Below are 22646 nucleotides of genomic sequence, written 5' to 3'. Positions count from 1 at the left end.
ACGTAAAAGGGAAGTTATGGAAATTTTAATTATTGCATTCAAGTCTATTATTATCGGTGGACTTTGTGGTTTTAGCGTTGGTGCTGGGGCGGCTCGAATGTTTCACGCGCCAACGTATCAAGGTATGGGAGCATTTCGCACATTAGGTGAGCTTAATTCTTGCGAAGGGGATCCTGCTGCACATTTTTCTTTTGGCCTCGGATTTTTCTTTAATGCTTGGGCTTCATCTGTTGCCGCTGGCTCTTTTACTCAAGATGTTGATCATCGTATCATTCCAAATTGGGGGGCAGCGTTACTGATGGTAAAAAATCGTAATATTACCGAAACGTTACATGATCCGAAAAAAATGGCATTTGTGTGCACAATTATTGGTGTACTTGTTGTGCTATTTTTAAATACCACAACTTCAGCAATCCCCGATTCGTTGAAGATTACAGCAACTAAAGTACTTGTTCCTGCTGCCAATTTACTTGTAGCAACTGTCATGCCGGTTATCTTTTGGTTAGCTGCGTTAGACGCTGGGCGAAGAAGTGGTTTTTGGGGAACACTATTTGGCGGGCTTGCACAGTTAATTATGGGGAATGCTGTACCAGGACTTGTATTAGGTATTTTGATAGGTAAAGGTGTGGATGATAGTGGTTGGAATCGTGTGATGAAGATCATGTTGGTTGCCGTTATTATCTTATTTGTCATGAGCGGATATTTCCGTGGCTTTGATATGAAGATGATTAACTCTTTTAGAGATGGTCTATCTTATTGGTTTAAATAGTATAGGGAACATGTTATGAATACAGAAACAACCATTAATAAGAGCTTTTGGTATGCCGATTGGTCATTCCCTATTATCTGCAGATTATTATCTGCTGGGATTTTTGCTGGGACGCATACTTTTTATGTTTATGGTATTGGTGCATTTAATGAAATCGCTTTTGTCGCCATGCTTAAATCAGGAATGACAACAGGCGATTATGGTGCAGTGGCTGCTTTTGGGGCGAGCTTTTTATTTGCTCGAGTCATTGAAGGGTCGTTAGTCGGTATATTAGATATTGGTGGTGCCTTACAAACTGGTATTGGTTTAGGCGTTCCTGCATTGCTTTTAGCGGGCGGTTACACATTACCTGTTGAAAACTTTTTTGCTGCGTTGGTAACCGGTCTTGTTTTAGGTGTATTGATTGGGTTTATTATCATTATTATTCGTAAATTTACGATAAATAGTGGCGGTGGCTCAACATTTGGGGCTGATGTCATGATGGGGGCGGGTAATGCATCGGGAAGATTTTTAGGGCCAATGATTATTTTATCGGCGATGGTTGCCTCAATTCCAATTGGTATTGGCTCATTACTTGGTGCGCTTATCTTTTATGTATGGAAAAAGCCTATCACTGGTGGTGCAATTTTAGGTGCAATGATTTTTGGTGGGATCTTCCCAATTGCGTGATTTTAATACTCCTTTGTCATTGCCTAAATTACAGAGGATTTGGATGTAATTATGTATGATTTAGTGATAAAGAAAGCAAAATTAATTGACGAATCGATCGTTGATATTGCAGTTCATTTAGGCAAGATTGTTGAGATTAGTAAGAACATTACAGAACAATCACAACAGATTTTAAATTTATATGCTAAACACTACATTAGTGCTGGATGGATTGATTCTCACACTCATTGCTTTGCTCGTTCACCTATTTATTACGATGAACCTGATTTGATCGGCACTAAGGCTGGTGTCACCTCGGTAGTTGATGCCGGTAGCGTTGGTGCGCTTGATGTTGATGAATTTTATCAATTAGCGCAACAAGCCAACACTCATGTTTATTCCTTTTTAAATATCTCGAAAATAGGGCTGATACGACAAAGCGAACTTGCCGATATGCGTGATATTGATGTGCCTTTATTCGACACAATGTTAGCCAAATATTCTCATTTTATTATTGGAATAAAAGTGAGAATGAGTCGTAGTGTGGTTGGTGAAAATGGAATATTACCGTTGGTCAAAGCCAAAGATATGCAAAAAAAGAGTGGATTACCTTTAATGATTCATGTGGGAAATAATCCGCCAGAGCTTGATGATATTGCCGATCTGTTAACAAAAGGAGACATCATCACTCATTGTTTTAATGGTAAGCCGAATCGAATTTTTGATAAAGAAAATAATCTTCGCGATTCAATAAGTCGGGCTATTAAGCGAGGCGTAATTTTAGATATTGGTCATGGTGGTGAGAGTTTTAGTTTTGCTGTTGCTGAGAGGGCTAAATGCCTTGATATTTACCCAAATACGATTAGTTCTGATATTTATTCTAAGAATCGTATTCAAGGGCCAGTATTTAGTTTGGCTAATGTTATGACTAAGTTTATTTGTTTAGGTTATAGCAGGAAGAGAATTATTGATAGTGTTACAAAGAATGCAGCACAAATTTTACATCTTGAAAATAAAGGAGAATTATCCATAGGCTATGATGCTGATCTCACTATTTTTGACATCAAACAGGAAATAGTTTCGTTATCGGATTCAGAAGGTGAAGTTCGTCAAAGTCATGAACAGTTTGTTCCTTTGGCATGTGTTGTAGCTGGGAGTACAGAACATACTGTGCGTATTGAAATAACAGAAGAAGGTAGTAAAAATGGACTTAAAATCTCAAACTGAAACAGATATATATAGTAAATATCACTTAAAAAAAGTGATTAATGCTTCAGGTCGTATGACTATTTTAGGTGTATCGACACCAAGACCGGAAGTGGCAGAGACTGTATTGCATGGTTTAAATGAGTATTTTGAAATTAAAGACTTAGTCGATAAAACGGGACAATATATCGCTAAATTACTCAATGTAGAAAACGCGGTTGTTGTATCATGTGCTTCAGCGGGCATTGCTCAAGCTGTTGCAGGAATAATTATCAAGGATGACTATGATCTGCTATTTAACTTACATTCATCAGATAAATATGTTCCTCGAGAAATTATTATTCCTAAAGGTCATAACGTTAATTTTGGTGCACCGATTAGTACGATGGTTTCATTAGGTGGCGGTATTGTGGTTGAAGCGGGTTATGCTAATGAATGTAAACCAGAACATATTGAGTCTTTAATTAATCCAGACACAGCAGCCATTTTATATGTTAAGTCTCATCATTGTGTGCAAAAAAGTATGCTATCAATTGCGCAAGCTGTTTGTATTGCTCAAAAACACAAAATTCCATTAATTGTCGATGCTGCAGCTGAAGAAGATTTACAAACATATTATCAACAAGGTGCCGATTTAGTTATTTATAGCGGAGCAAAGGCGATTGAAGGGCCTACCAGCGGTTTAGTTGTTGGTCGTCAACAAGCTGTCGAATGGGTAAAACTTCAGTCACAAGGTATTGGACGACCAATGAAAGTTGGTAAAGAAGGTATTTTAGGGTTAACCAAAGCAATTGAACTTTATATTACCAAACCAATACATGAAACAGGACAACAAATGGTAACTAAAATGACCCCATTTATTGATAATTTAAATGCTCTTGATGGAATATCGGCCAACGTCGTTTGGGATGGCGCAGGGCGTGATATCGCACGCGCAGAAATAGCGTTTGATGCCAGCGTGATAGGTAAAACTGCAATCGAAATGGTGGATCTCATGAAACAAGGCGAAATTGCAGTTTACTTCAGAGAATATAAAGCCAATGAAGGCAAAGTTGATGTCGATGTGCGTAGTGTAACATCAGCTCAACTCGATATTATTTACAACAAAATTAAAAATATTATTCAAGGAATAAAATAATGCAACTGATTCCCAATTACTATAATGATCGTGTTTGTTTAAACGTATTGGCCAATTCTATTGATAATGCCAGAGCTATTTATGAAGCAGCAAAAACACATGTTGTTGTCGGTGTTTTGTCTAAAAATTATCCAGATAATGCCTCAGCTATTGCCGATATGAAAAAATATGCTTTAGCGATCGATAATGCAATTTCAGTCGGACTTGGTGCAGGTGATCCAAATCAGTCAATAATGGTTTCTGAAATTTCTGCTGTACTTCAGCCGCAACATGTTAATCAAGTTTTTACTGGTGTGGCAACAAGTAGAGCTTTGTTGGGGCAAAATAAAACAGTAGTTAATGGATTAGTTTCACCAACAGGGAAAGTTGGTTTAGTTAATATTGCAACAGGACCGCTAAGCTCTAAATCTTCAGATGCGATTGTGCCTGTAGAAACGGCAATTGCTTTATTAAAAGATATGGGCGGAAGCTCAATAAAATATTTTCCTATGGAGGGGTTAAAGCATCAAGATGAATTTGAGTATGTCGCAAAATGTTGCGCAGAAAATAATTTTTACCTAGAGCCTACAGGTGGTATCGATTTAGATAACTATGAGTCGATCTTAAAAATTGCTTTAGATTCGGGAGTGAAAAAGATCATTCCACATATCTATAGTTCTATCATTGATAAAGTGACAGGCGAAACTCGAATCAGTGATGTCAAACAATTGTTATCAATTACCCAAAAATTAGTAGGATAAGAGATGTCATCTAAAGTGTTGTTTCCTTATCAGCGATTAGCGTATCTTTTTGATACGATAAAAAATGAGATACTACCTCAGCAAGAGCTAGCAAATCGTTTTTCTGTGTCTACACGAACAATTCGGACTGATATTTCAGCACTTAATGATATTTTAAGTAATTATGGTGCTCAAGTAGAATATACCAAAAATATAGGTTACCAGCTTGTGGTATCTGATCCTAATTGTTATGCGACATTACCAATTACACAAACAATAGAGCAGGTTCCACGAACAAGTAAAGAGCGAGTTTCTGCCCTATTGATTGCTTTTTTAACTCAATCAAACTCTGTTAAATTAGATGATATTGCTGGAGAATGGTTTTTAAGTCGTAGTACTTTACAGAATGATGTTATTGAAGTTAAGCAGTACTTAGATAAATATAATTTATCTCTTGAAAATCGACCTTATTATGGGATGCGATTGATTGGTGAAGAATCATCTATTCGAGCATGTTTAACCGATATTCTATGGCGATGTCATATGGTCGAAGATACTATAACGGTAGATAGACTTAGACAAACTATTTTGAATGATATTGATCTAAATTATCTGGAGAGAATTTTACAAAACCAATTTGAACGTTTTGAATTAAAGTTAAACGCCGAAGGGCAAGGGTATTTACTTTATAGTTGTGCAGTTTCTATAACTAGAATTACTCAAGGGTATGAACTCCTTGAATATCAAGTCGATAAAATAAATACGACTGTTATTAGTGCTGCTCGTGAAATTTCTGAAGGGTTTTCTTACTTTCTAAGCAGTGTGTTTTCAGATGCCGAATTTAACTATTTATGCGTGCAAATTGCTTCCAGAACGATTATGGATTCTCCTAATCAAACAAAAAGCTTGGCATTGGTTAATCATATTTTATCTTATATAAATGATTCTTATCACTATAATTTATGGGATGATAAAAAATTATACCAGGACATGCTAATCCATATTTCTTCAATGTTATCAAGGATTAAATATCAAATTAGAACAACTAATCCTTTATTGTATGAAATTAAACAATATTATCCTTTTGCGTACGATATTACGTTGTCTGCACTTACTAATACAGAAAAGTACACTGAATTTAAAATGACGGAAGATGAAATTAGCTATTTAGCAATTCATATTGGTGTGGCATTAGAGCGTAATTACAGTGCTGGTCATGAAAGATATGCTCAAATTTTATTAGTTAGTGAACTGGGTAATTCTACTCTAAGAATGATTGAGTCAAAAATTAAGCGAGATTTTCCACATGTTCAGATTAATCGTGTTCTTTCTTATAGAGAGTATGAACAGCTTTTAGATATTGAAGAAGATTTTGTCGTATCAACAGTTCGTTTAACAGAAAAAAATAAACAAATAGTTAAAATTGCACCATTTCCTACACTTTATCAACTTGAACAGTTAGGAAGGCTTGCAATGATCGATCGAACTATGCCTTATATTATTGAGCGATTTTTTGATGAAAATTTTTTTCTGATTATCGATAAACCTATTACACAAAAAAGCCTTTTAAAAAAGGCTTGCCAACGACTTGAACAATCAGATTATGTCGATGAGAATTTTTATCCTTCTGTAATTGAACGTGAAGCAATTGTTTCAACATTATTAGGCGAAAACATCGCTATTCCTCATACCGTTGGTCTATTGGCAAAAAAAACAATGGTAACAACGATTTTGGTACCGCGAGGTATTGCATGGAATAAAAATGAAATTGCACATGTTATTTTTTTGTTAGCAATTAGTAAAGATGAGTATGAAGATGCTATGCGAATCTATAATTTATTTGTTAATTTTGTTAATGAAAGAGCAACTAAGCGTTTATTAAATAGTAAAAATTTTGATGACTTCAGGGCTATTGTTAAAGATAGTTTTAGTCGATTATCATAATATGTTTATAGACCATGAAAATGTATGATTTAGATGAAACTGTTTTACAATAATAAAATTACATAAATTTAAAAAATATTAAGGTTAATGTCCAATATTTAAATCAAATTATATTATGATCTAGCATTGACGAAAACCTTATTTAAAGGTAATATGCGCGCCTTATATATTGTGTTCTTTTAAGAGACATAAGAATAACTTTAAGGTAGAATGCATATTCTATGCAAAATAAATTGCCATTAACAATTGACCCGATTAAAGCGGCACAAAAAAAACTTGATTATGTTGGATATTATCCAATGCAAAGTGTGACAAGGGTTGAACGTCCAAAAAGCGATATTGAGTGCAGCTTATCTTTTTATTATGATGAGCAAAAGCTTTGTGTTATTGCAATTGATGCAAAAATTACGTTAGAGCAGATCTGCCAACGTTGTTTTAAACCTTTTATCACAGAAGTTTATGTGATAAATAAATTTAGTCCTGTTAAGAGCGATGCTCAAGCAGAGGCACTACCGGAACATTATGAGCCCGTTCTGATGAACGAGTTTGGCGAAGTAGATATATTAGCGTTACTTGAGGACGAAATCATTCTCTCGTTACCAATTGCGCCGGTACATGATAGTAAACACTGCGAAGTGTCAGAGGCTGATATGGTATTTGGTGACATTCCAAGTGAGAATGAAAAACCGAATCCATTTGCAATTTTAGTTAGTTTAAAGAATAAGGGGTAAATCCATGGCTGTTCAACAGAATCGTAAAACTCGTGCAAAACGTGGTATGCGTCGTTCTCATGATGCATTAACTGTTGCTAATATCTCAGTTGATGAATCAGGTAAAACACATTTACGTCATCATGTAACCGCAGATGGTTATTATCGTGGTCGTAAAGTGATTTCTAAATAATTATTACCTAATTAGAAATCCTCAGGTGACATTTTGGATAATCTAACCATTGCGTTAGATGCTATGAGCGGGGACTTCGGTCCTCGTGTTGTTGTTCCTGCTGCAATACAAGCACTAAATTGTTATCCAAACCTTTCTGTTTTTCTGGTGGGAGAACCAACAGAAATTGGTCTTTTTTTGTCAAAAGAAAATTCGAAACTTGTTTCTCGATATCAAGAAGAAGGCCGGTTGATATTGACCGAATCAAAGACCGTTATTACTAATGATATGCAGCCTTCTTATGCGATTCGTCATAGTCAAGGATCGTCAATGAGGATAGCTCTTGAGCTGGTTAAAGATAACAATGTTCAAGCTTGCGTGAGTGCGGGTAATACTGGTGCTCTGATGGGGCTATCTAAACTCTTATTGCACTCTTTAACGGGTATTGATCGCCCTGCTTTAGTTGCTACTATTCCAGCTTTAAATCATCAAAGTACAGTTGTACTAGATTTAGGGGCTAATGCTGAATGCGATAGTGATATGCTTGTGCAATTTGCAATAATGGGGCAAATTTTAGCTAAGACTGTGCTTAAAATTGAACATCCTCGGGTTGCATTACTCAACATTGGTGAAGAAGACATTAAAGGGTTGGATAAAATACGTGCGGCTGCTTCTATTTTAAAATCAAACAATCAAATTAATTACATCGGCTATTTAGAAGGTAATGAACTTCTTACAGGTAAAACTGATGTGTTAGTCTGTGATGGTTTTGTTGGTAATGTGACGTTAAAAACAGTAGAAGGCTTAGTTAAAATTTTTATGTCTTCATTTAAGTCGTCTCTTGGCCATAATTCATTATTAATGAAGCTATTAAGTAAATGGTTACAAAGGAAGATATCAAAAAACTTTGGTTATTTAGATCCTGGACGATATAATGGTGCTTGTTTGCTTGGGCTGAAAAGTATTGTGATTAAAAGTCATGGTAGTGCCAACCAAAAATCATTTTTTGCAGCAATTGAACAAGCTATTTTGGCTATACAAACAAATATACCTGAGAAGATTGCGACGAGCCTTTCTTCCGCACTACCCAAGAGCGAATAATTAGATGTATACAAAGATATTAGGAACAGGGAGTTATCTTCCAAAACAGATAAGAACTAATGCAGATCTTGAAAAAATGGTCGATACCAGTGATGAATGGATCACAACACGTACTGGTATTAAAGAAAGAAGGATTGCAGAGCCAAATGAAACAGTAACAAGTATGGCTTATGACGCTGCTATAAATGCAATTGAAATGGCCAATATCGATAAAGAAGAAATCGGTATGATCATTGTTGCAACGGCGACTTCGGTCAATGCATTTCCAAGTTCAGCTACAGAATTACAAGCCAAATTAGGTATTGGTGATGTTGTTGCGTTTGATGTATCCGCCGCTTGCTCGGGATTTGTGTATGCGCTTGATATTGCCGATAAATATATTAAAAGTGGCGTAATTAAATATGCCTTAGTTGTTGGTTCAGACATGTTAACTCGTGGCGTAGATCCAAGTGATCGAGGTACCATTATCATTTTTGGAGATGGTGCTGGAGCGGTTGTTGTTGGGGCATCAGAAGAGCCGGGTATTATTGCTTCACACCTTCATGCTGATGGTCGTTATGGTGATTTATTAAAATATCCGTATGTTGATCGTCGAGATATGCATGATCCTGTTTATATGACTATGCATGGTAATGAAGTATTTAAGATTGCAGTTAAAGAGCTTTCCAATTTGGTTGATGAGCTTTTAACTGAACATGCGTTTAACAAAGCAGATCTAGATTGGCTTGTACCACATCAAGCTAATTTAAGAATTATTTCCGCAACTGCTAAACGTTTAGATATGGATATGAGTAAAGTGATTGTCACATTAGATAAGCAGGGGAATACTTCTGCCGCTTCTGTGCCTTGTGCTTTAGATACTGGTGTGCGAGATGGGCGAATTCAACGAGGTCATCTAATTTTATTAGAGGCCTTTGGTGGTGGGTTTGTTTGGGGATCTGCGCTAGTTAGATTTTAGTTTACGATGTATTTTTAATGATCAAGGATTTAAATAATGACCAAATTTGCAATGGTATTTCCAGGACAAGGCTCACAAGTAGTCGGTATGTTAAAAGATCTTGCTGGTGATTTTCCGATTGTGAAATCAACATTTGATGAAGCTTCTGGAGTACTTGGTTACAATTTGTGGGATTTAGTACAAGAAGGTCCTACAGAAGAATTAAATAAAACTTGGCAAACACAACCTGCATTGCTTGCTTCATCTGTTGCAATATTTAGAGTGTGGCAAAGTGTTAATGGTGCTCAACCTGATTTTATGGCCGGGCATAGTTTAGGTGAGTATTCTGCGTTAGTTTGTGCTGGTGTGATTGATTTTAAAGATGCTATTAAATTAGTTGAGTTACGTGGTAAATTAATGCAAGAAGCAGTACCAAGCGGTACTGGAGCTATGTATGCAATAATTGGACTTGATAATGATTCAATTCGCAATGCATGTGAGCAAGCTGCTCAAGGTCAAGTTGTTGCACCAGTGAATTTTAATTCGCCTGGACAAGTCGTTATTGCAGGTAATAAAGACGCAGTTGAACGTGCAGGTGTATTATGTAAAGAAGCTGGCGCAAAGCGAGCATTACCTCTTGCTGTTAGTGTACCTTCCCATTGTGCATTAATGAAACCTGCTGCAGATAAATTAGCCATTGCATTAAATAATATTGAATTTAGTGCACCAAAGTTTGCGGTTATCAATAATGTTGATGTAAAAGTTGAAACATCTGCAGAAAAAATTAAATCGGCATTAATTGCTCAACTTTATAGCCCGGTACGTTGGACTGAAACTGTAGAAAATATGGCAAAACAAGATGTAAAACTTTTAGTTGAAATAGGGCCTGGTAAAGTATTAACAGGATTAACTAAACGTATTGTTGATACACTTTCTGGTATTGCGGTTAATGATAAAGCATCATTAGAAGCGGCATTAGAAAATACAAAGTAAAAATAAAGAGGTAGTTATGAATCTATCAGGAAAAATTGCTTTAGTTACAGGTGCAAGTCGTGGTATCGGTAAAGCTATTGCTGAAAAGCTTGTTTCTTGTGGTGCAACTGTTATTGGTACCGCAACAACAGAAAAAGGCGCTGAGGCTATTAGCCACTATTTAGGCTCAAATGGTAAAGGTTTAGCCTTAAATGTGACCAATGAAGAATCAATCGAATCTGTGATTAATACAATTAAAATGGAATTTGGTGATATTGATATTCTTGTTAATAATGCAGGTATTACCCGAGATAATTTGCTAATGCGAATGAAAGAAGATGAGTGGCAAGATATTTTAGATACTAATCTAACGTCTGTTTTCCGTTTATCTAAAGCATTAATGCGCACAATGATGAAAAAACGCTATGGCAGAATTGTTACTATTGGCTCAGTAGTTGGTACAATGGGGAATGCCGGCCAAGCTAACTATGCGGCTGCGAAAGCAGGATTAATTGGTTTTAGTAAATCGTTAGCTCGCGAAGTTGCATCTCGTGGTATTACGGTTAATGTTGTTGCACCTGGTTTTATTGCAACTGATATGACTGATGCATTAACCGAGGAACAAAAAGCCTTAACATTGGCACAAGTTCCTGCAGGACGTTTAGGAGAGCCTGCAGAAATTGCCAATGCAGTTGCCTTTTTGGTTTCTGATGAAGCATCTTACATTACTGGTGAAACTTTACATGTCAATGGCGGCATGTATATGGTGTAATTGAGTAGAATAGTGTAAAATAAAGCAACGTTTTAATGATTTGAACAAAAAATAAGCAGTTGGGTTGGAAAATGATTGGCATCTTTTTCAACATTTTATAAACTTACATTCACCGCCACTTTCGGCGATTTTTATAGGAAAAAAAAGAGTATGAGCACTATTGAAGAGCGAGTTAAGAAAATTATTGTTGAGCAACTTGGTGTAAAAGAGGAAGAAGTTAAAAACGAATCTTCTTTCATTGAAGATCTTGGCGCTGACTCTCTTGATACAGTTGAATTAGTTATGGCTTTAGAAGAAGAATTTGATACTGAAATTCCTGATGAAGAAGCTGAAAAAATCACAACTGTTCAATCAGCAATTGATTATATTACTGCGAATCAATAAGGTTAGCAGAGTTTTCACCATAGGCGGTCAAATGATCGCCTAGTTTGTATCAGTATCTTTAATTCTTTAATTAGAGAAAATTTGGTATAAATTGGTAGAAAATTTAAAATAAAATTTTCAATGATTCAAATTTCATTTCAATCCTTTTCTGGAGGACAATGTGTCTAAACGCAGAGTTGTTGTCACCGGAATGGGCATGATATCTCCAGTAGGTAATACAGTTGAGTCCACTTGGCAAGCACTTTTAGCAGGTCAAAGTGGTGTCGAGCTCATAGAACACTTTGATACTGCCCCTTTCGCAACGCGCTTCGCCGCAATGGTTAAAAACTTTAATGGCGAAGATTATAATATTTCACGTAAAGATGCGCGTAAAATGGATTATTTTATCCAATACGGTATTGCTGCAGGTATGCAAGCAATGCAAGATGCTGGCATTGAGATCACCGAAGAAAACGCAGAACGAATTGGTTGTGCGATAGGTTCAGGTATTGGTGGACTTGGGTTGATTGAAGAAAACCATAGTGCATTAGTCAATGGTGGACCGCGTAAAATCAGTCCTTTTTTTGTACCATCAACAATTGTTAATATGATTGCTGGTCATCTATCCATTATTTATGGATTAAAAGGTCCAAGCATTACTATCGCAACAGCATGTTCTTCTGGTGTGCACAATATTGGTCATGCTGCACGTATGATTGCATATGGTGATGCAGATGCAATGTTAGCTGGTGGAGGGGAAAAAGCAAGTACTCCACTTGGCATTGGTGGTTTTGGTGCTGCTCGTGCATTATCGACCAATAATGATAATCCTAAAGGTGCCAGTCGTCCATGGGACAGAGATCGTGATGGTTTTGTGCTTGGTGATGGTGCTGGAATTATGTTCTTGGAAGAGTATGAGCATGCAAAAAAACGCGGTGCTAAAATTTACGCTGAACTGGTTGGGTTTGGTATGAGTGGCGATGCTTATCATATGACTTCTCCACCTGAAAACGGTAGTGGTGCCGCATTAGCAATGAAATGTGCAATTCGCGATGCAGGAATTATGCCTGAGCAAGTGGGTTATATCAATGCCCATGGTACATCGACACCTGCTGGCGATAAAGCTGAAACTGAAGCAGTAAAAAGTATTTTCAAAGAAAATGCCAACAAAGTTATGGTTAGTTCAACTAAATCAATGATTGGACATTTACTAGGTGCTGCTGGAGCGGTTGAATCTATTTTCACTGTACTTGCGCTGCGTGATCAAGCTGTGCCACCAACAATTAACCTTGATAATCCTGATGAGGGTTGTGATCTTGATTATATTCCGCATACAGCACGTCAAGTTAAAAATTTAGAATATGCACTTTGTAATTCTTTTGGTTTCGGTGGAACCAATGGTTCAGTGTTATTTAAGAAAATCTAATTTCTCATTATCCGCCGATAATATCTATTGGCGGAATATCTTTAATAAATGGTTTTTCACTTATAAATCTTATAATGAAAATGACCTTTATTTTTTTCAGTTCGAACCAACAATTAAAGAGAATAAGAATATTCATCTTGCTTGTGTTATAATCTCACAATAACTCTATAGCTTCATTTCTGGTAATTATGGCGGAACCTAAATTTATTCATCTTCATTTGCATAGTGATTTCTCAATGGTTGATGGAATTGCGAAAGTTGGTACACTAGTAAATGAAGTGAGCAAGTTACAGATGCCTGCTTTTGCGATCACTGATTTTACTAATCTTTGTGGATTGGTTAAGTTTTATGGTTCAGCAATGTCAAAAGGTATTAAACCGATCATTGGTGCAGATCTTGCTATCAAAAGTTCTCAAATGCCTGATGATATTTATCGTTTAACTATTTTAGCGGCTAACAATCAAGGATATCAGAATCTTACTTTATTGATTTCTAAAGCTTATCAGCGAGGATATATCGGTGATTTGCCTGTTGTTGATGATGACTGGCTAATTGAACATCGAACCGGATTAATTGTATTAGCAGGTCGAGAAAGTGATATTGGGATCGGTATTGTTCGTAATAATCAAATTATCGTTGATAATGCTATTAATTTTTATCTTGAAAATTTTAGTGAGCATTTTTATTTTGAATTAGTACGTACTAAACGAGCCAATGAAGAACTATTTATTCATCGAGCTGTGAATTTGGCTGAACAATATTCGTTACCCGTTGTTGCAACTAATGATGTTCGATTTTTGAAATCTTCTGATTTTGATGCTCACGAGATTCGTGTCGCTATTCATGATGGCAATACGCTAGAAGATCCTTCCAGACCTAAAAATTATTCGGCAGAGCAATATCTACGCTCAGAACAGGAAATGTGCGAACTATTTTCTGATATTCCAGAAGCGTTGGAAAATAGTGTTGAAATAGCTAAACGCTGTAATGTTTCGATCCGATTAGGCGAATATTTTTTACCTAAATTTCCAACTGGCGATATGTCTACTGAAGACTTTTTAGTACATAAATCACGTGAAGGATTAGAAGAAAGGCTAGCGTTTTTATTTCCTGATCCAGCAATTAGAAAGCAAAGACGACCAGAATATGACGAGCGCTTAGAAACCGAATTAACAGTAATTAACCAAATGGGTTTTCCTGGTTACTTTCTGATTGTTATGGAGTTTATACAATGGTCAAAAGATAATGATATTCCAGTCGGACCTGGGCGAGGATCTGGTGCTGGCTCGCTAGTTGCGTATGCTTTGAAAATTACCGATTTGGATCCACTTGAGTTTGATTTACTTTTTGAACGTTTTTTAAATCCAGAACGTGTTTCAATGCCAGACTTTGATGTTGATTTCTGTATGGAAAAACGCGATCTGGTTATTGATCATGTCTCTGATATGTATGGACGAGATGCGGTTTCTCAAATTATAACCTTTGGTACCATGGCAGCTAAAGCGGTAATCCGAGATGTTGGAAGAGTACTTGGGCATCCTTATGGGTTTGTCGATCGTATTTCAAAATTGATACCTTTAGATCCAGGTATGACACTAGCCAAGGCTTTTGAAATTGAACCTCAGTTACAAGAGCTATATGATAATAATGAAGAAGTTAAGTCATTAATTGACATCGCTCGGCAATTGGAAGGCGTAACCCGAAATGCCGGTAAACATGCCGGTGGTGTTGTGATCTCACCAACTAAGATTACTGATTTTTCCCCAATTTATTGTGATCCAGAAGGCCATCATCCGGTTACTCAATTTGATAAAAATGATGTTGAATATGCAGGCCTTGTGAAATTTGACTTTCTAGGCTTACGGACATTAACTATTATTGATTGGGCAATCAAAATGATTAATGAACGTCAGCTGCGAGAGGGTAAAGAAAAAGTCGATATTACTCGAATTCCTTTAGATGATGAAAAATCTTTCGAATTATTATTAAAAGCTGAAACTACAGCGGTGTTCCAACTTGAATCCCGTGGCATGAAAGATTTAATAAGACGTTTAAAGCCCGACTGTTTTGAGGATATGATCGCTTTAGTTGCATTATTTCGTCCAGGTCCCCTACAATCAGGCATGGTCGACAACTTTATTGACCGAAAACATGGACGAGAAGAGGTTTCTTATCCTGATATTAAGTATCAACACGAATCATTAAAACCTATTTTAGAACCAACGTATGGTATTATTTTATATCAAGAACAAGTTATGCAAATCGCACAGACTCTTTCGGGTTATACATTGGGCGGCGCTGATTTATTGCGCCGAGCCATGGGTAAGAAAAAACCCGAAGAAATGGCAAAGCAACGTTCTATTTTTAAAGAAGGTGCTGAAAAACAGGGCATTGATGGTGAGCTGTCGATGCGAATATTTGATTTGGTTGAAAAATTTGCTGGATATGGTTTTAATAAATCTCACTCGGCAGCTTATGCGCTTGTTTCTTACCAAACTTTATGGTTAAAAACTCACTATCCTGCCGAATTTATGGCTGCGGTTATGACTGCCGATATGGATAATACCGATAAAATTGTTGGTTTGGTTGATGAATGTTTGCGGATGGGGTTAAAAGTCAATCCTCCTGATATCAATAGTGGCCTGTATCACTTTCATGTAAATGATAAAGGTGAGATTGTTTACGGTATTGGGGCTATAAAAGGTGTCGGTGAAGGGCCTATTGAGGCAATTGTTGAAGCACGTAACAGTGGGGGATATTTCAAAAATATTTTCGAACTCTGTGCTCGAACAGATATGAAGAAGATCAATCGCCGAGTACTTGAAAAACTCACTATGGCAGGAGCTTTTGATAAATTAGGACCTCATCGAGCGGCTATATTGCATAGCATTAATGATGCAATGCAAGCGGCAGATCAATATGCTAAAGCGCAAGATATTGGTCAAGAAGATATGTTTGGTGTTTTGGCGGAAGAACCTGAACAAGTTGAGCATGCTTATGCTGCAGTTCCTGAATTACCTGATCAAGTTTTGCTTGATGGAGAACGTGAAGCGTTAGGACTTTATTTAACGGGGCATCCAGTAACACAATATTTGAAAGAATTAAATCGTTATACAGGTGGGCTGAGAATTAGTGAAGCTTCTCCAACAGGTTGGGGTAAGACGGTGACTTTTGCTGGTATTGTTACTGATGCTCGGGTTCGCATTACTAAAAAAGGTAAAAAAATCGGTTTGTTCACCTTGGATGATCGTTCTGGTCGTATTGACGGTATGCTTTTTGCGGAGTCTTTAGACAATTTCGGGCATTTACTTGTAAAAGATAAGATTTTAATTGTTACAGGTCAAGTTAGTAATGATGATTTTAATGGTGGTTTTAAAATCTCAGTGCGTGATATTGTTGATCTAAAAGATGCTCGAGCTAAATATGTAAAAGGATTGTCGATTACTTTAACTGAAAGCGAAACAAATCAAGCAATATTGCAGCATTTACAACAATTATTTGAACCTTATCGGCATGGCAGTGTGCCAGTTAACTTATATTATCATCGTGATGATTTAGTTGTAAGGATTCAATTTGGCACAACATGGAGGATAATTCCTGAAGATGCTTTGATTGTTGAATTAAAGACATTACTTGGTATTGACCGTATTGAATTTGATTTTGAATAATTTAAATCAACTTATGAATAGCAGTTTAATTATTAACGTTGGTGAATAAAAACTGCTTCTATTAGGTTTATGTAGCTAAATTTTGGAAAAGTTGAAGCCTATTAATATAAATATAGGTGACTTCAATGCGTATTACATAGTAGAATTGATTTAATTTTATCTTCAGAATTAGTCAGTATACTATTGAATAGTGTATTTTTTAAAGTACCGAATGAATTAAGAGGCAATTACAAACGTTATGAACAATTTTTTGGAATTTGAAAAGCCGATCGCGGAATTAGAAGCAAAAATTAATTCCTTAAAGAATATTGATTCACAACAAGTTGAATTAGATATTAATTTAGATAAAGAGATTAAGCAATTACATAAAAAAAGTCGTGAATTAACAAAAAAAATATTTGCTAATTTAACCCCTTGGGAAATTGCACAACTAGCTAGACATCCAAATCGTCCTTATACATTGAATTATATAAAAGAAATTTTTACTGATTTTGATGAATTAGCCGGTGATAGGGCTTATGCTGATGATAAAGCAATTGTTGGTGGCATTGCACGTATTGATGGGCGGACAGTGGTAGTTATTGGTCATCAAAAAGGTCGTGAAACTAAACAGAAGATTTATCGAAACTTTGGTATGCCAGCCCCAGAGGGTTATCGTAAAGCTTTACGATTAATGCAATTAGCCGAACGTTTTAAATTACCAATTATCACTTTTATTGATACTCCTGGGGCGTATCCTGGTATTGGTGCTGAAGAACGGGGTCAAGCAGAAGCTATTGCACGTAACTTAAGAGAAATGTCACGCCTTAAAGTGCCTACCATTTGTACAGTTATTGGTGAAGGTGGATCTGGGGGAGCACTAGCGATTGGCGTAGCAGATAAAGTAAACATGCTTCAATATAGTACTTATTCAGTCATCTCACCAGAAGGTTGTGCTTCTATTTTGTGGAAAAGTGCTGACAAAGCCCCTGTTGCTGCTGAAGCCATGAATATGACAGCAGATAATTTATTAAAGTTAAATCTGATTGATTCAATCGTGCCAGAGCCACTTGGTGGAGCTCACAGAGATTATACGGCTATATCTGTTTCACTCAAAACCCAGCTACTTAGTGATCTTGATGAACTTGAAAGTATGGATTTATCTGTATTACTAGAAAGACGATTTCAACGTTTGATGAACTATGGTTATGTAAGGTAGTTTTAAATCTGGAACATTATAATGAAAAAATCGACAGGATTACTTCGTATCTTTAATGCGACAAAATACTCTTTAAAAGGCTTAAAATCAGCGATCAAACATGAAGCTGCATTTCGTCAAGAGTTAATTGTATTGGTTGTGGCATATATCATTGTAATGCTGGTTGATTTTTCCATTTATGAGCGTATTTTATTACTTGGTTCGATCGGTGTTGTAATGATTACCGAGTTAATTAATAGTGCAATTGAGTGTGTTGTTGATCGTATCGGCCATGAAAGACATGAGCTATCTGGCCGAGCGAAGGATTATGGTTCAGCTGCTGTATTTTTGTCTTTATTATTGACTGTTACCTTGTGGATCTATCTATTTTCTTGTCACTTTTTCTCATGATTTTTAATTAAACTTAGACGTTTTTGAAAATTTTTGACAATAGATAACCAATAAAAATTATTCAGAAACGAGTTCTTTAATAATAAAATTTCCAGTTTTTTCACTATCTAACGTTGTTTTTAACCATGGCATAACTATACTCATTTGTTCATGTAATTTCCATGGTGGGTTAATTACTATCATTCCTGATGCGGTCATGCCTTTTTGATTATTATCTGGTTTTATTGCTAGTTCGAACTGTGAAATTCGTTTAATACCTAAATTCACAATGCCATCAATCATTTTTTGTGTTTGGCTGCGAGACACAACAGGATACCAAATTAAATAGACACCAGTTGCAAAACGCTTATAGGCTTCAAACAGTGCTGTAGGAATTGTTTGATAATCGTCCTTTATTTCATAGGAAGGATCGATCAATATTATCCCACGGCGTGAATCTGGCGGTAACTTCGATTTTAATTGAGAAAAACCATCTTCACGTAATACTCTTGTTCGTTTATCTTTATTAAATTCTTGCCTTAATAAAGGATAATCGGTTGAATGTAATTCGGTAAGATTGAGCTTGTCTTGCTCACGTAATAATTGCTTAGCAATTAATGGTGAGCCCGGATAATATTTTAATTCATCAAAAGAATTATATCGTCTTAGTACCGATATATAGGTATTTAGCAATTCAGGGATATTTGATTGTTGCCAAATCAAATTAATTCCTGATAAATATTCACCTGTTTTTGCAGCATGTTCACTTTTTAATAGGTATCGACCTGCGCCTGAGTGTGTATCTAAATATAAAAAAGGTTTTTCTTTTTCTTTTAATGATTCAATACAGAATGTTAAAACAATATGTTTTAATACATCCGCATGATTACCAGCATGATAACTATGACGATAGCTTAACATTATAAATTCTCCTTCTTTTGTTCATTTTTTTGCATATAAAAGGTCGTTAAGGCTAAACAAAGAAGGCAGGGGATTTCCATTAATTCTTCTATTAAATCTTTTCGATCCCTTGTTATAACTAATAATTCATGGCCAATGCGGCGGTGTTCTGCAATATCAGCTATACCCAAGAATAAAAAAGCTAAAAATATATGCCAAACTGGAATTTTTTCAAATTTATAGCGACGAACAATTTCTTGGCGAATTATAGGTAAAAATATACTGAGTATTGGAAGTGCTATTAAAAAACTAGCAATAATTTTGTAATAAAAACGCGGTACTTCAGGAAAAAAGTCTCGCCCCCAACTAATTCCTCGACCAAAAAGCATCAACCACCAAAATATTGTCCAAATCCAAAATTTATATAAATTTGAATGTTCAGCCATTTTTTTTGCATAGCAGTAAGTATAGCAGCACATAAATAACAAAAAGAGTGATTGGACATGTTCAATAAGTGTGACAGTAAGTCCATTATATAAAGGTATAAAAAAATTACCTATAATATAAAGAGTAATACCAAGAATAATAATCGATAAGGAACTTTTGTAAAAATGAAAATCTAATTTACACATACAATATCTTAATATTAATTAGCGCGTTTAAGTTTGAGTATAGTACCGCATTTACGACATAAATAACTAGTTTTATTATTTTGAATTTTATTATGTCTTATCGATGTTAGGTGATGTTGTTGACACTTGCAGTAGTATAAATAAGTATTGCGTTGTACTGTAAAACGATGAGTGGTCGTTGGAATTTTGCCTAATATTTCTGACATAATATATTGCCATTGTTTACCATGTGGCTTTACTTTTCCAAATTCTTTAAAAACAATTAGATGTGCTAATTCATGAGGTACCACTTCCTCAATAAAATGCATACCATTTTCTAGTAACATAATTGAATTAAGTTGAATTTCCCAACGTATTAAAAAGGCACTACCTGCAATGCTACCTTTGGGCTTATAGACAATTTTAGGTTCTTGATATTGAGTATGGAGAAGCTGATTGGCTTGTATTAAGTGGGTTCTTAAACAAGCCATTACCTGATTATGTAAATAAATTGGTATGCGTTTATAGTCCTGCTGCATCGCGAAGTAGTGCTGCTTTATCGGTTTTTTCCCAAGGGAAGATATCTCGCCCAAAATGACCGTAACTTGCAGTTTGTTGGTAAATTGGCTGAATAAGGTCAAGCATCTGAATCAATCCATAAGGTCTTAAATCAAAAAATTCTTTGATAAGTGCAACAATTTTATGGTGATCGATTTTTTCAGTGCCAAAAGTATTAACATAAATTGATGTAGGATTGGCAATACCAATTGCATAAGATATCTGTAATTCACATCTGTCAGCAAGTCCAGCTGCGACAATATTTTTAGCTACATAGCGTGCAGCATAAGCTGCTGAACGGTCAACTTTTGATGGATCTTTTCCTGAAAAAGCTCCACCTCCATGACGCGCGGCTCCGCCATAAGTATCTACAATAATTTTGCGGCCAGTTAACCCACAATCTCCCATAGGACCACCAATAACAAAGCGTCCAGTTGGATTAATAAAGTATTTAGTTCTTGACGTTAACCATTCGGTTGGTAATGTAGGTTTAATGATTTCTTCCATAACAGCTTCATGTAATGCTTTTTGGTCAATAGCTTCTGAATGCTGAGTAGATAAAACGATAGTATCAACCCCTTTTATTTGACCGTCTTGGTAAATTAATGTGACTTGGCTTTTTGCATCGGGTCTTAACCAAGGAAGTGTACCATTTTTTCTGACTTCTGCTTGGCGACGCATTAAATCATGCGCATAACTTATGGCTGCAGGCATAAAGTTTGGCATTTCATTGGTCGCATAACCAAACATTATACCTTGATCGCCCGCACCTTGTTCTAGTGGATCTTTTCGATCGACACCTTGATTAATGTCAGGAGATTGCTTACCAATAGCATTAAGCACCGCACATGAATTTGCATCAAATCCCATTTCTGAACTGGTATAACCAATATCATTAATGGTTTTTCTTGTTAATTCCTCAATATCTACCCAAGCTGAAGTTGTGATTTCACCACCAACTAAAGCCATACCTGTTTTTACATAAGTTTCACATGCGACTCGTGCTTTTGGATCTTGTTTTAAAATAGCATCAAGCACAGCATCAGATATTTGATCGGCGATTTTATCTGGGTGACCTTCAGAAACAGATTCTGAAGTAAATAGAAATTCTGACATGTAATACCTTCTTAATTTAATTCTTGTATTATGCTTGAAATATAATATTCAGTTTTAATATATGTATTCATTTTAGCAGTTTTACCATCTAGACGTCTAGCCTATAATTTATCGAACAAAATGCAATATTCGCTTGGGTAAAATTACTTGCTTTAATTTTTAATCAATTTACGATATTGCGCATTCCTAATTTATTATTTAATAACCTATAGCTAAAAATGAGCATCGTAAAACAATCTCCTTCAGTGTTAGTATTTGATTCAGGTATCGGTGGTTTATCTGTTTATAATGAAATCTATAATAAAATACCTAATCTACACTATATTTATGCATTCGATAATGAAATGTTTCCTTATGGGGATAAATCTTCAGAATTTTTAATTAATAGAGTAGATTCGGTTATTGATGCTGTTACTCAATTTTACTCAATTGATTTAGCGGTTATTGCCTGTAATACTGCTAGTACCATCTGTTTGCCTAGCTTGCGTTCTAAATTTTCTTTTCCTATTATTGGTGTTGTGCCTGCGATTAAACCAGCGAGTTTGCTTACTAAAAATAAATGTATAGGGTTATTAGCAACCAAAGCTACAATAGAAAGAACTTATATAACAGATTTAATCCAGCAGTTTGCCGAACACTGCATTGTTAAGCTGTTAGGTCTTTCAGAATTAGCACTTATAGCAGAAAATAAATTACAAGGTATTAGTGTAGATATGCAACAGCTAAAAGAATTAATGCAACCTTGGCTTAGATTACCGCTCATCCCCGATACAATAGTGCTTGGTTGTACGCATTATCCTTTTATTAAAAAAGAATTACAGATGGTTTTTCCCCAAGCTACCCTTATAGATTCAGGTTATGCGATTGCAACAAGGGTTTATAATTTGTTAAATGATAAATACGATCTGAATCAAAAACATTTATATGTATCTGAAAATATTGTACTGAGTACTAACTATAATCAGTCTGTAGAAAAGTTGATTAAAAAATTATCTGATTATAATCTTAATAAATATCATGCTATTAAAGTTTGTAGTGTTTGAATATTATGCTAACGAATAATTATTTAATCTTTTTTGCTTGCTAAAAAAAAAGAAGTCCCTATAATGCGCATCCACTGACTCGCAGTCAGCGAGAAGCAGACGGTGAGTGAGTTAAAAATAAGATCGAAAAATTGAAAAAAGATCTTGACGAATAAAAAAGTGTAGCGTAGTATACGCAGCCCTTGAGACAGCAAACTAAAGCGGTAAAATGTTTGGTTAATATAAAAGCTGTCAGCTCTTTAAAAAGAAGAAACAGACAATCTGTGTGGGCACTTGCGAGACGAAGAATGAAAAGTCTACGGACTT

At 35.7% G+C, this 22646-nt stretch carries 22 protein-coding genes; 18 read left to right on the top strand and 4 right to left on the bottom strand.

Annotated features, from left to right (window positions below):
* The first annotated feature begins 16 nt into the window (after positions 1-16).
* The 17 genes from ACYH9I_RS06820 (at position 17) to ACYH9I_RS06740 (ending at position 18133) form a co-directional block, all read left to right on the top strand.
* Positions 17-769: a DUF4311 domain-containing protein gene (locus ACYH9I_RS06820; RefSeq protein WP_160403970.1), complete on the top strand. Its 753-nt coding sequence runs from the start codon at positions 17-19 to the stop codon at positions 767-769.
* Positions 770-784: 15 nt separating this feature from the next.
* Positions 785-1438, top strand: a complete 654-nt coding sequence (locus tag ACYH9I_RS06815; RefSeq protein WP_483559858.1) for a DUF4310 family protein — start codon at positions 785-787, stop codon at positions 1436-1438.
* A gap of 51 nt (positions 1439-1489) precedes the next feature.
* Complete coding sequence (locus ACYH9I_RS06810; RefSeq protein ID WP_483559856.1) at positions 1490-2644, top strand: amidohydrolase/deacetylase family metallohydrolase; 1155 nt, start codon at positions 1490-1492, stop codon at positions 2642-2644.
* A complete protein-coding gene (locus ACYH9I_RS06805) occupies positions 2622-3761 on the top strand; it encodes a DgaE family pyridoxal phosphate-dependent ammonia lyase (RefSeq protein ID WP_483559854.1) in 1140 nt (379 codons plus the stop codon). The genes ACYH9I_RS06810 and ACYH9I_RS06805 overlap by 23 nt, the downstream gene beginning before the upstream one ends.
* On the top strand, positions 3761-4501 hold the full coding sequence (gene dagF, locus ACYH9I_RS06800) for a 2-dehydro-3-deoxy-phosphogluconate aldolase (RefSeq protein ID WP_483559853.1): 741 nt from the start codon (positions 3761-3763) through the stop codon (positions 4499-4501). Before ACYH9I_RS06805 ends, dagF begins: the two co-directional genes overlap by 1 nt.
* A gap of 3 nt (positions 4502-4504) precedes the next feature.
* The gene (locus ACYH9I_RS06795) at positions 4505-6424 is read left to right on the top strand and encodes a BglG family transcription antiterminator (protein WP_483559852.1); all 1920 of its coding nucleotides are present in this window, start codon (positions 4505-4507) and stop codon (positions 6422-6424) included.
* A gap of 221 nt (positions 6425-6645) precedes the next feature.
* On the top strand, positions 6646-7155 hold the full coding sequence (yceD, locus tag ACYH9I_RS06790) for a 23S rRNA accumulation protein YceD (protein ID WP_483559850.1): 510 nt from the start codon (positions 6646-6648) through the stop codon (positions 7153-7155).
* 4 nt (positions 7156-7159) lie between these two features.
* Positions 7160-7327 carry a 50S ribosomal protein L32 gene (rpmF, locus tag ACYH9I_RS06785; RefSeq protein ID WP_025316508.1) on the top strand — a complete coding sequence of 56 codons (168 nt, stop codon included), beginning with the start codon at positions 7160-7162 and terminating at the stop codon, positions 7325-7327.
* 33 nt (positions 7328-7360) lie between these two features.
* Positions 7361-8407 (top strand): phosphate acyltransferase PlsX, encoded by a 1047-nt coding sequence (gene plsX, locus ACYH9I_RS06780; protein ID WP_483559848.1) that lies wholly within the window; start codon positions 7361-7363, stop codon positions 8405-8407.
* A gap of 4 nt (positions 8408-8411) precedes the next feature.
* Positions 8412-9365, top strand: a complete 954-nt coding sequence (locus ACYH9I_RS06775; protein ID WP_483559846.1) for a beta-ketoacyl-ACP synthase III — start codon at positions 8412-8414, stop codon at positions 9363-9365.
* Positions 9366-9401: 36 nt separating this feature from the next.
* A complete protein-coding gene (gene fabD, locus ACYH9I_RS06770) occupies positions 9402-10337 on the top strand; it encodes an ACP S-malonyltransferase (RefSeq protein WP_483559844.1) in 936 nt (311 codons plus the stop codon).
* A gap of 16 nt (positions 10338-10353) precedes the next feature.
* Positions 10354-11088: a 3-oxoacyl-ACP reductase FabG gene (gene fabG / locus ACYH9I_RS06765; RefSeq protein WP_483559842.1), complete on the top strand. Its 735-nt coding sequence runs from the start codon at positions 10354-10356 to the stop codon at positions 11086-11088.
* A gap of 150 nt (positions 11089-11238) precedes the next feature.
* Entirely contained in the window at positions 11239-11472 is a 234-nt protein-coding gene (gene acpP, locus ACYH9I_RS06760; protein ID WP_034910452.1) for an acyl carrier protein, read from the top strand.
* A 160-nt stretch (positions 11473-11632) separates the two neighbouring features.
* Complete coding sequence (fabF, locus tag ACYH9I_RS06755) at positions 11633-12877, top strand: beta-ketoacyl-ACP synthase II (protein ID WP_483559839.1); 1245 nt, start codon at positions 11633-11635, stop codon at positions 12875-12877.
* A gap of 188 nt (positions 12878-13065) precedes the next feature.
* Positions 13066-16545 (top strand): DNA polymerase III subunit alpha, encoded by a 3480-nt coding sequence (gene dnaE / locus ACYH9I_RS06750; RefSeq protein WP_483559837.1) that lies wholly within the window; start codon positions 13066-13068, stop codon positions 16543-16545.
* Positions 16546-16783: 238 nt separating this feature from the next.
* The gene (accA, locus tag ACYH9I_RS06745) at positions 16784-17743 is read left to right on the top strand and encodes an acetyl-CoA carboxylase carboxyl transferase subunit alpha (protein WP_483559835.1); all 960 of its coding nucleotides are present in this window, start codon (positions 16784-16786) and stop codon (positions 17741-17743) included.
* Between the two features lie 21 nt (positions 17744-17764).
* Complete coding sequence (locus ACYH9I_RS06740) at positions 17765-18133, top strand: diacylglycerol kinase (RefSeq protein WP_483559834.1); 369 nt, start codon at positions 17765-17767, stop codon at positions 18131-18133.
* 57 nt (positions 18134-18190) lie between these two features.
* Here the strand turns inward: ACYH9I_RS06740 and ACYH9I_RS06735 are convergent, their stop codons facing one another.
* The 4 genes from ACYH9I_RS06735 to metK form a co-directional block, all read right to left on the bottom strand.
* Entirely contained in the window at positions 18191-19033 is an 843-nt protein-coding gene (locus tag ACYH9I_RS06735) for a 23S rRNA (adenine(2030)-N(6))-methyltransferase RlmJ (protein WP_483559832.1), read from the bottom strand.
* Positions 19033-19458 carry a hypothetical protein gene (locus ACYH9I_RS06730; protein WP_483559831.1) on the bottom strand — a complete coding sequence of 142 codons (426 nt, stop codon included), beginning with the start codon at positions 19456-19458 and terminating at the stop codon, positions 19033-19035. The genes ACYH9I_RS06735 and ACYH9I_RS06730 overlap by 1 nt, the downstream gene beginning before the upstream one ends.
* A 200-nt stretch (positions 19459-19658) precedes the next feature.
* The gene (locus ACYH9I_RS06725; protein ID WP_483559830.1) at positions 19659-20162 is read right to left on the bottom strand and encodes a SprT family zinc-dependent metalloprotease; all 504 of its coding nucleotides are present in this window, start codon (positions 20160-20162) and stop codon (positions 19659-19661) included.
* Positions 20146-21297: a methionine adenosyltransferase gene (metK, locus tag ACYH9I_RS06720; RefSeq protein WP_483559828.1), complete on the bottom strand. Its 1152-nt coding sequence runs from the start codon at positions 21295-21297 to the stop codon at positions 20146-20148. The genes ACYH9I_RS06725 and metK overlap by 17 nt, the downstream gene beginning before the upstream one ends.
* A gap of 218 nt (positions 21298-21515) precedes the next feature.
* Between metK and murI the strand changes: the two genes are divergently transcribed.
* Positions 21516-22340, top strand: coding sequence for a glutamate racemase (murI, locus tag ACYH9I_RS06715; RefSeq protein WP_483559826.1), 825 nt, complete (start codon positions 21516-21518; stop codon positions 22338-22340).
* Positions 22341-22646: the final 306 nt, after the last annotated feature.

The organism is Gilliamella sp. X-23, assembly GCF_057063545.1.
The sequence above is the reverse complement of the archived record's forward strand: the minus strand, read 5'-3'. Positions and strand labels throughout refer to the sequence as shown.

Bases quoted from the DNA above. Each gene is read 5' to 3' on its own strand.
- ACYH9I_RS06725 (WP_483559830.1), bottom strand. From the start codon at position 20,162: ATGCAGCAGGACTATAAACGCATACCAATTTATTTACATAATCAGGTA.
- fabG (WP_483559842.1), top strand. From the start codon at position 10,354: ATGAATCTATCAGGAAAAATTGCTTTAGTTACAGGTGCAAGTCGTGGT.
- ACYH9I_RS06820 (WP_160403970.1), top strand. From the start codon at position 17: ATGGAAATTTTAATTATTGCATTCAAGTCTATTATTATCGGTGGACTT.
- ACYH9I_RS06805 (WP_483559854.1), top strand. From the start codon at position 2,622: ATGGACTTAAAATCTCAAACTGAAACAGATATATATAGTAAATATCAC.
- ACYH9I_RS06735 (WP_483559832.1), bottom strand. From the start codon at position 19,033: ATGTTAAGCTATCGTCATAGTTATCATGCTGGTAATCATGCGGATGTA.
- dagF (WP_483559853.1), top strand. From the start codon at position 3,761: ATGCAACTGATTCCCAATTACTATAATGATCGTGTTTGTTTAAACGTA.
- metK (WP_483559828.1), bottom strand. From the start codon at position 21,297: ATGTCAGAATTTCTATTTACTTCAGAATCTGTTTCTGAAGGTCACCCA.
- fabD (WP_483559844.1), top strand. From the start codon at position 9,402: ATGACCAAATTTGCAATGGTATTTCCAGGACAAGGCTCACAAGTAGTC.
- accA (WP_483559835.1), top strand. From the start codon at position 16,784: ATGAACAATTTTTTGGAATTTGAAAAGCCGATCGCGGAATTAGAAGCA.
- ACYH9I_RS06740 (WP_483559834.1), top strand. From the start codon at position 17,765: ATGAAAAAATCGACAGGATTACTTCGTATCTTTAATGCGACAAAATAC.
- ACYH9I_RS06795 (WP_483559852.1), top strand. From the start codon at position 4,505: ATGTCATCTAAAGTGTTGTTTCCTTATCAGCGATTAGCGTATCTTTTT.
- dnaE (WP_483559837.1), top strand. From the start codon at position 13,066: ATGGCGGAACCTAAATTTATTCATCTTCATTTGCATAGTGATTTCTCA.
- ACYH9I_RS06730 (WP_483559831.1), bottom strand. From the start codon at position 19,458: ATGGCTGAACATTCAAATTTATATAAATTTTGGATTTGGACAATATTT.
- ACYH9I_RS06815 (WP_483559858.1), top strand. From the start codon at position 785: ATGAATACAGAAACAACCATTAATAAGAGCTTTTGGTATGCCGATTGG.
- ACYH9I_RS06810 (WP_483559856.1), top strand. From the start codon at position 1,490: ATGTATGATTTAGTGATAAAGAAAGCAAAATTAATTGACGAATCGATC.
- yceD (WP_483559850.1), top strand. From the start codon at position 6,646: ATGCAAAATAAATTGCCATTAACAATTGACCCGATTAAAGCGGCACAA.
- murI (WP_483559826.1), top strand. From the start codon at position 21,516: ATGAGCATCGTAAAACAATCTCCTTCAGTGTTAGTATTTGATTCAGGT.
- rpmF (WP_025316508.1), top strand. From the start codon at position 7,160: ATGGCTGTTCAACAGAATCGTAAAACTCGTGCAAAACGTGGTATGCGT.
- acpP (WP_034910452.1), top strand. From the start codon at position 11,239: ATGAGCACTATTGAAGAGCGAGTTAAGAAAATTATTGTTGAGCAACTT.
- ACYH9I_RS06775 (WP_483559846.1), top strand. From the start codon at position 8,412: ATGTATACAAAGATATTAGGAACAGGGAGTTATCTTCCAAAACAGATA.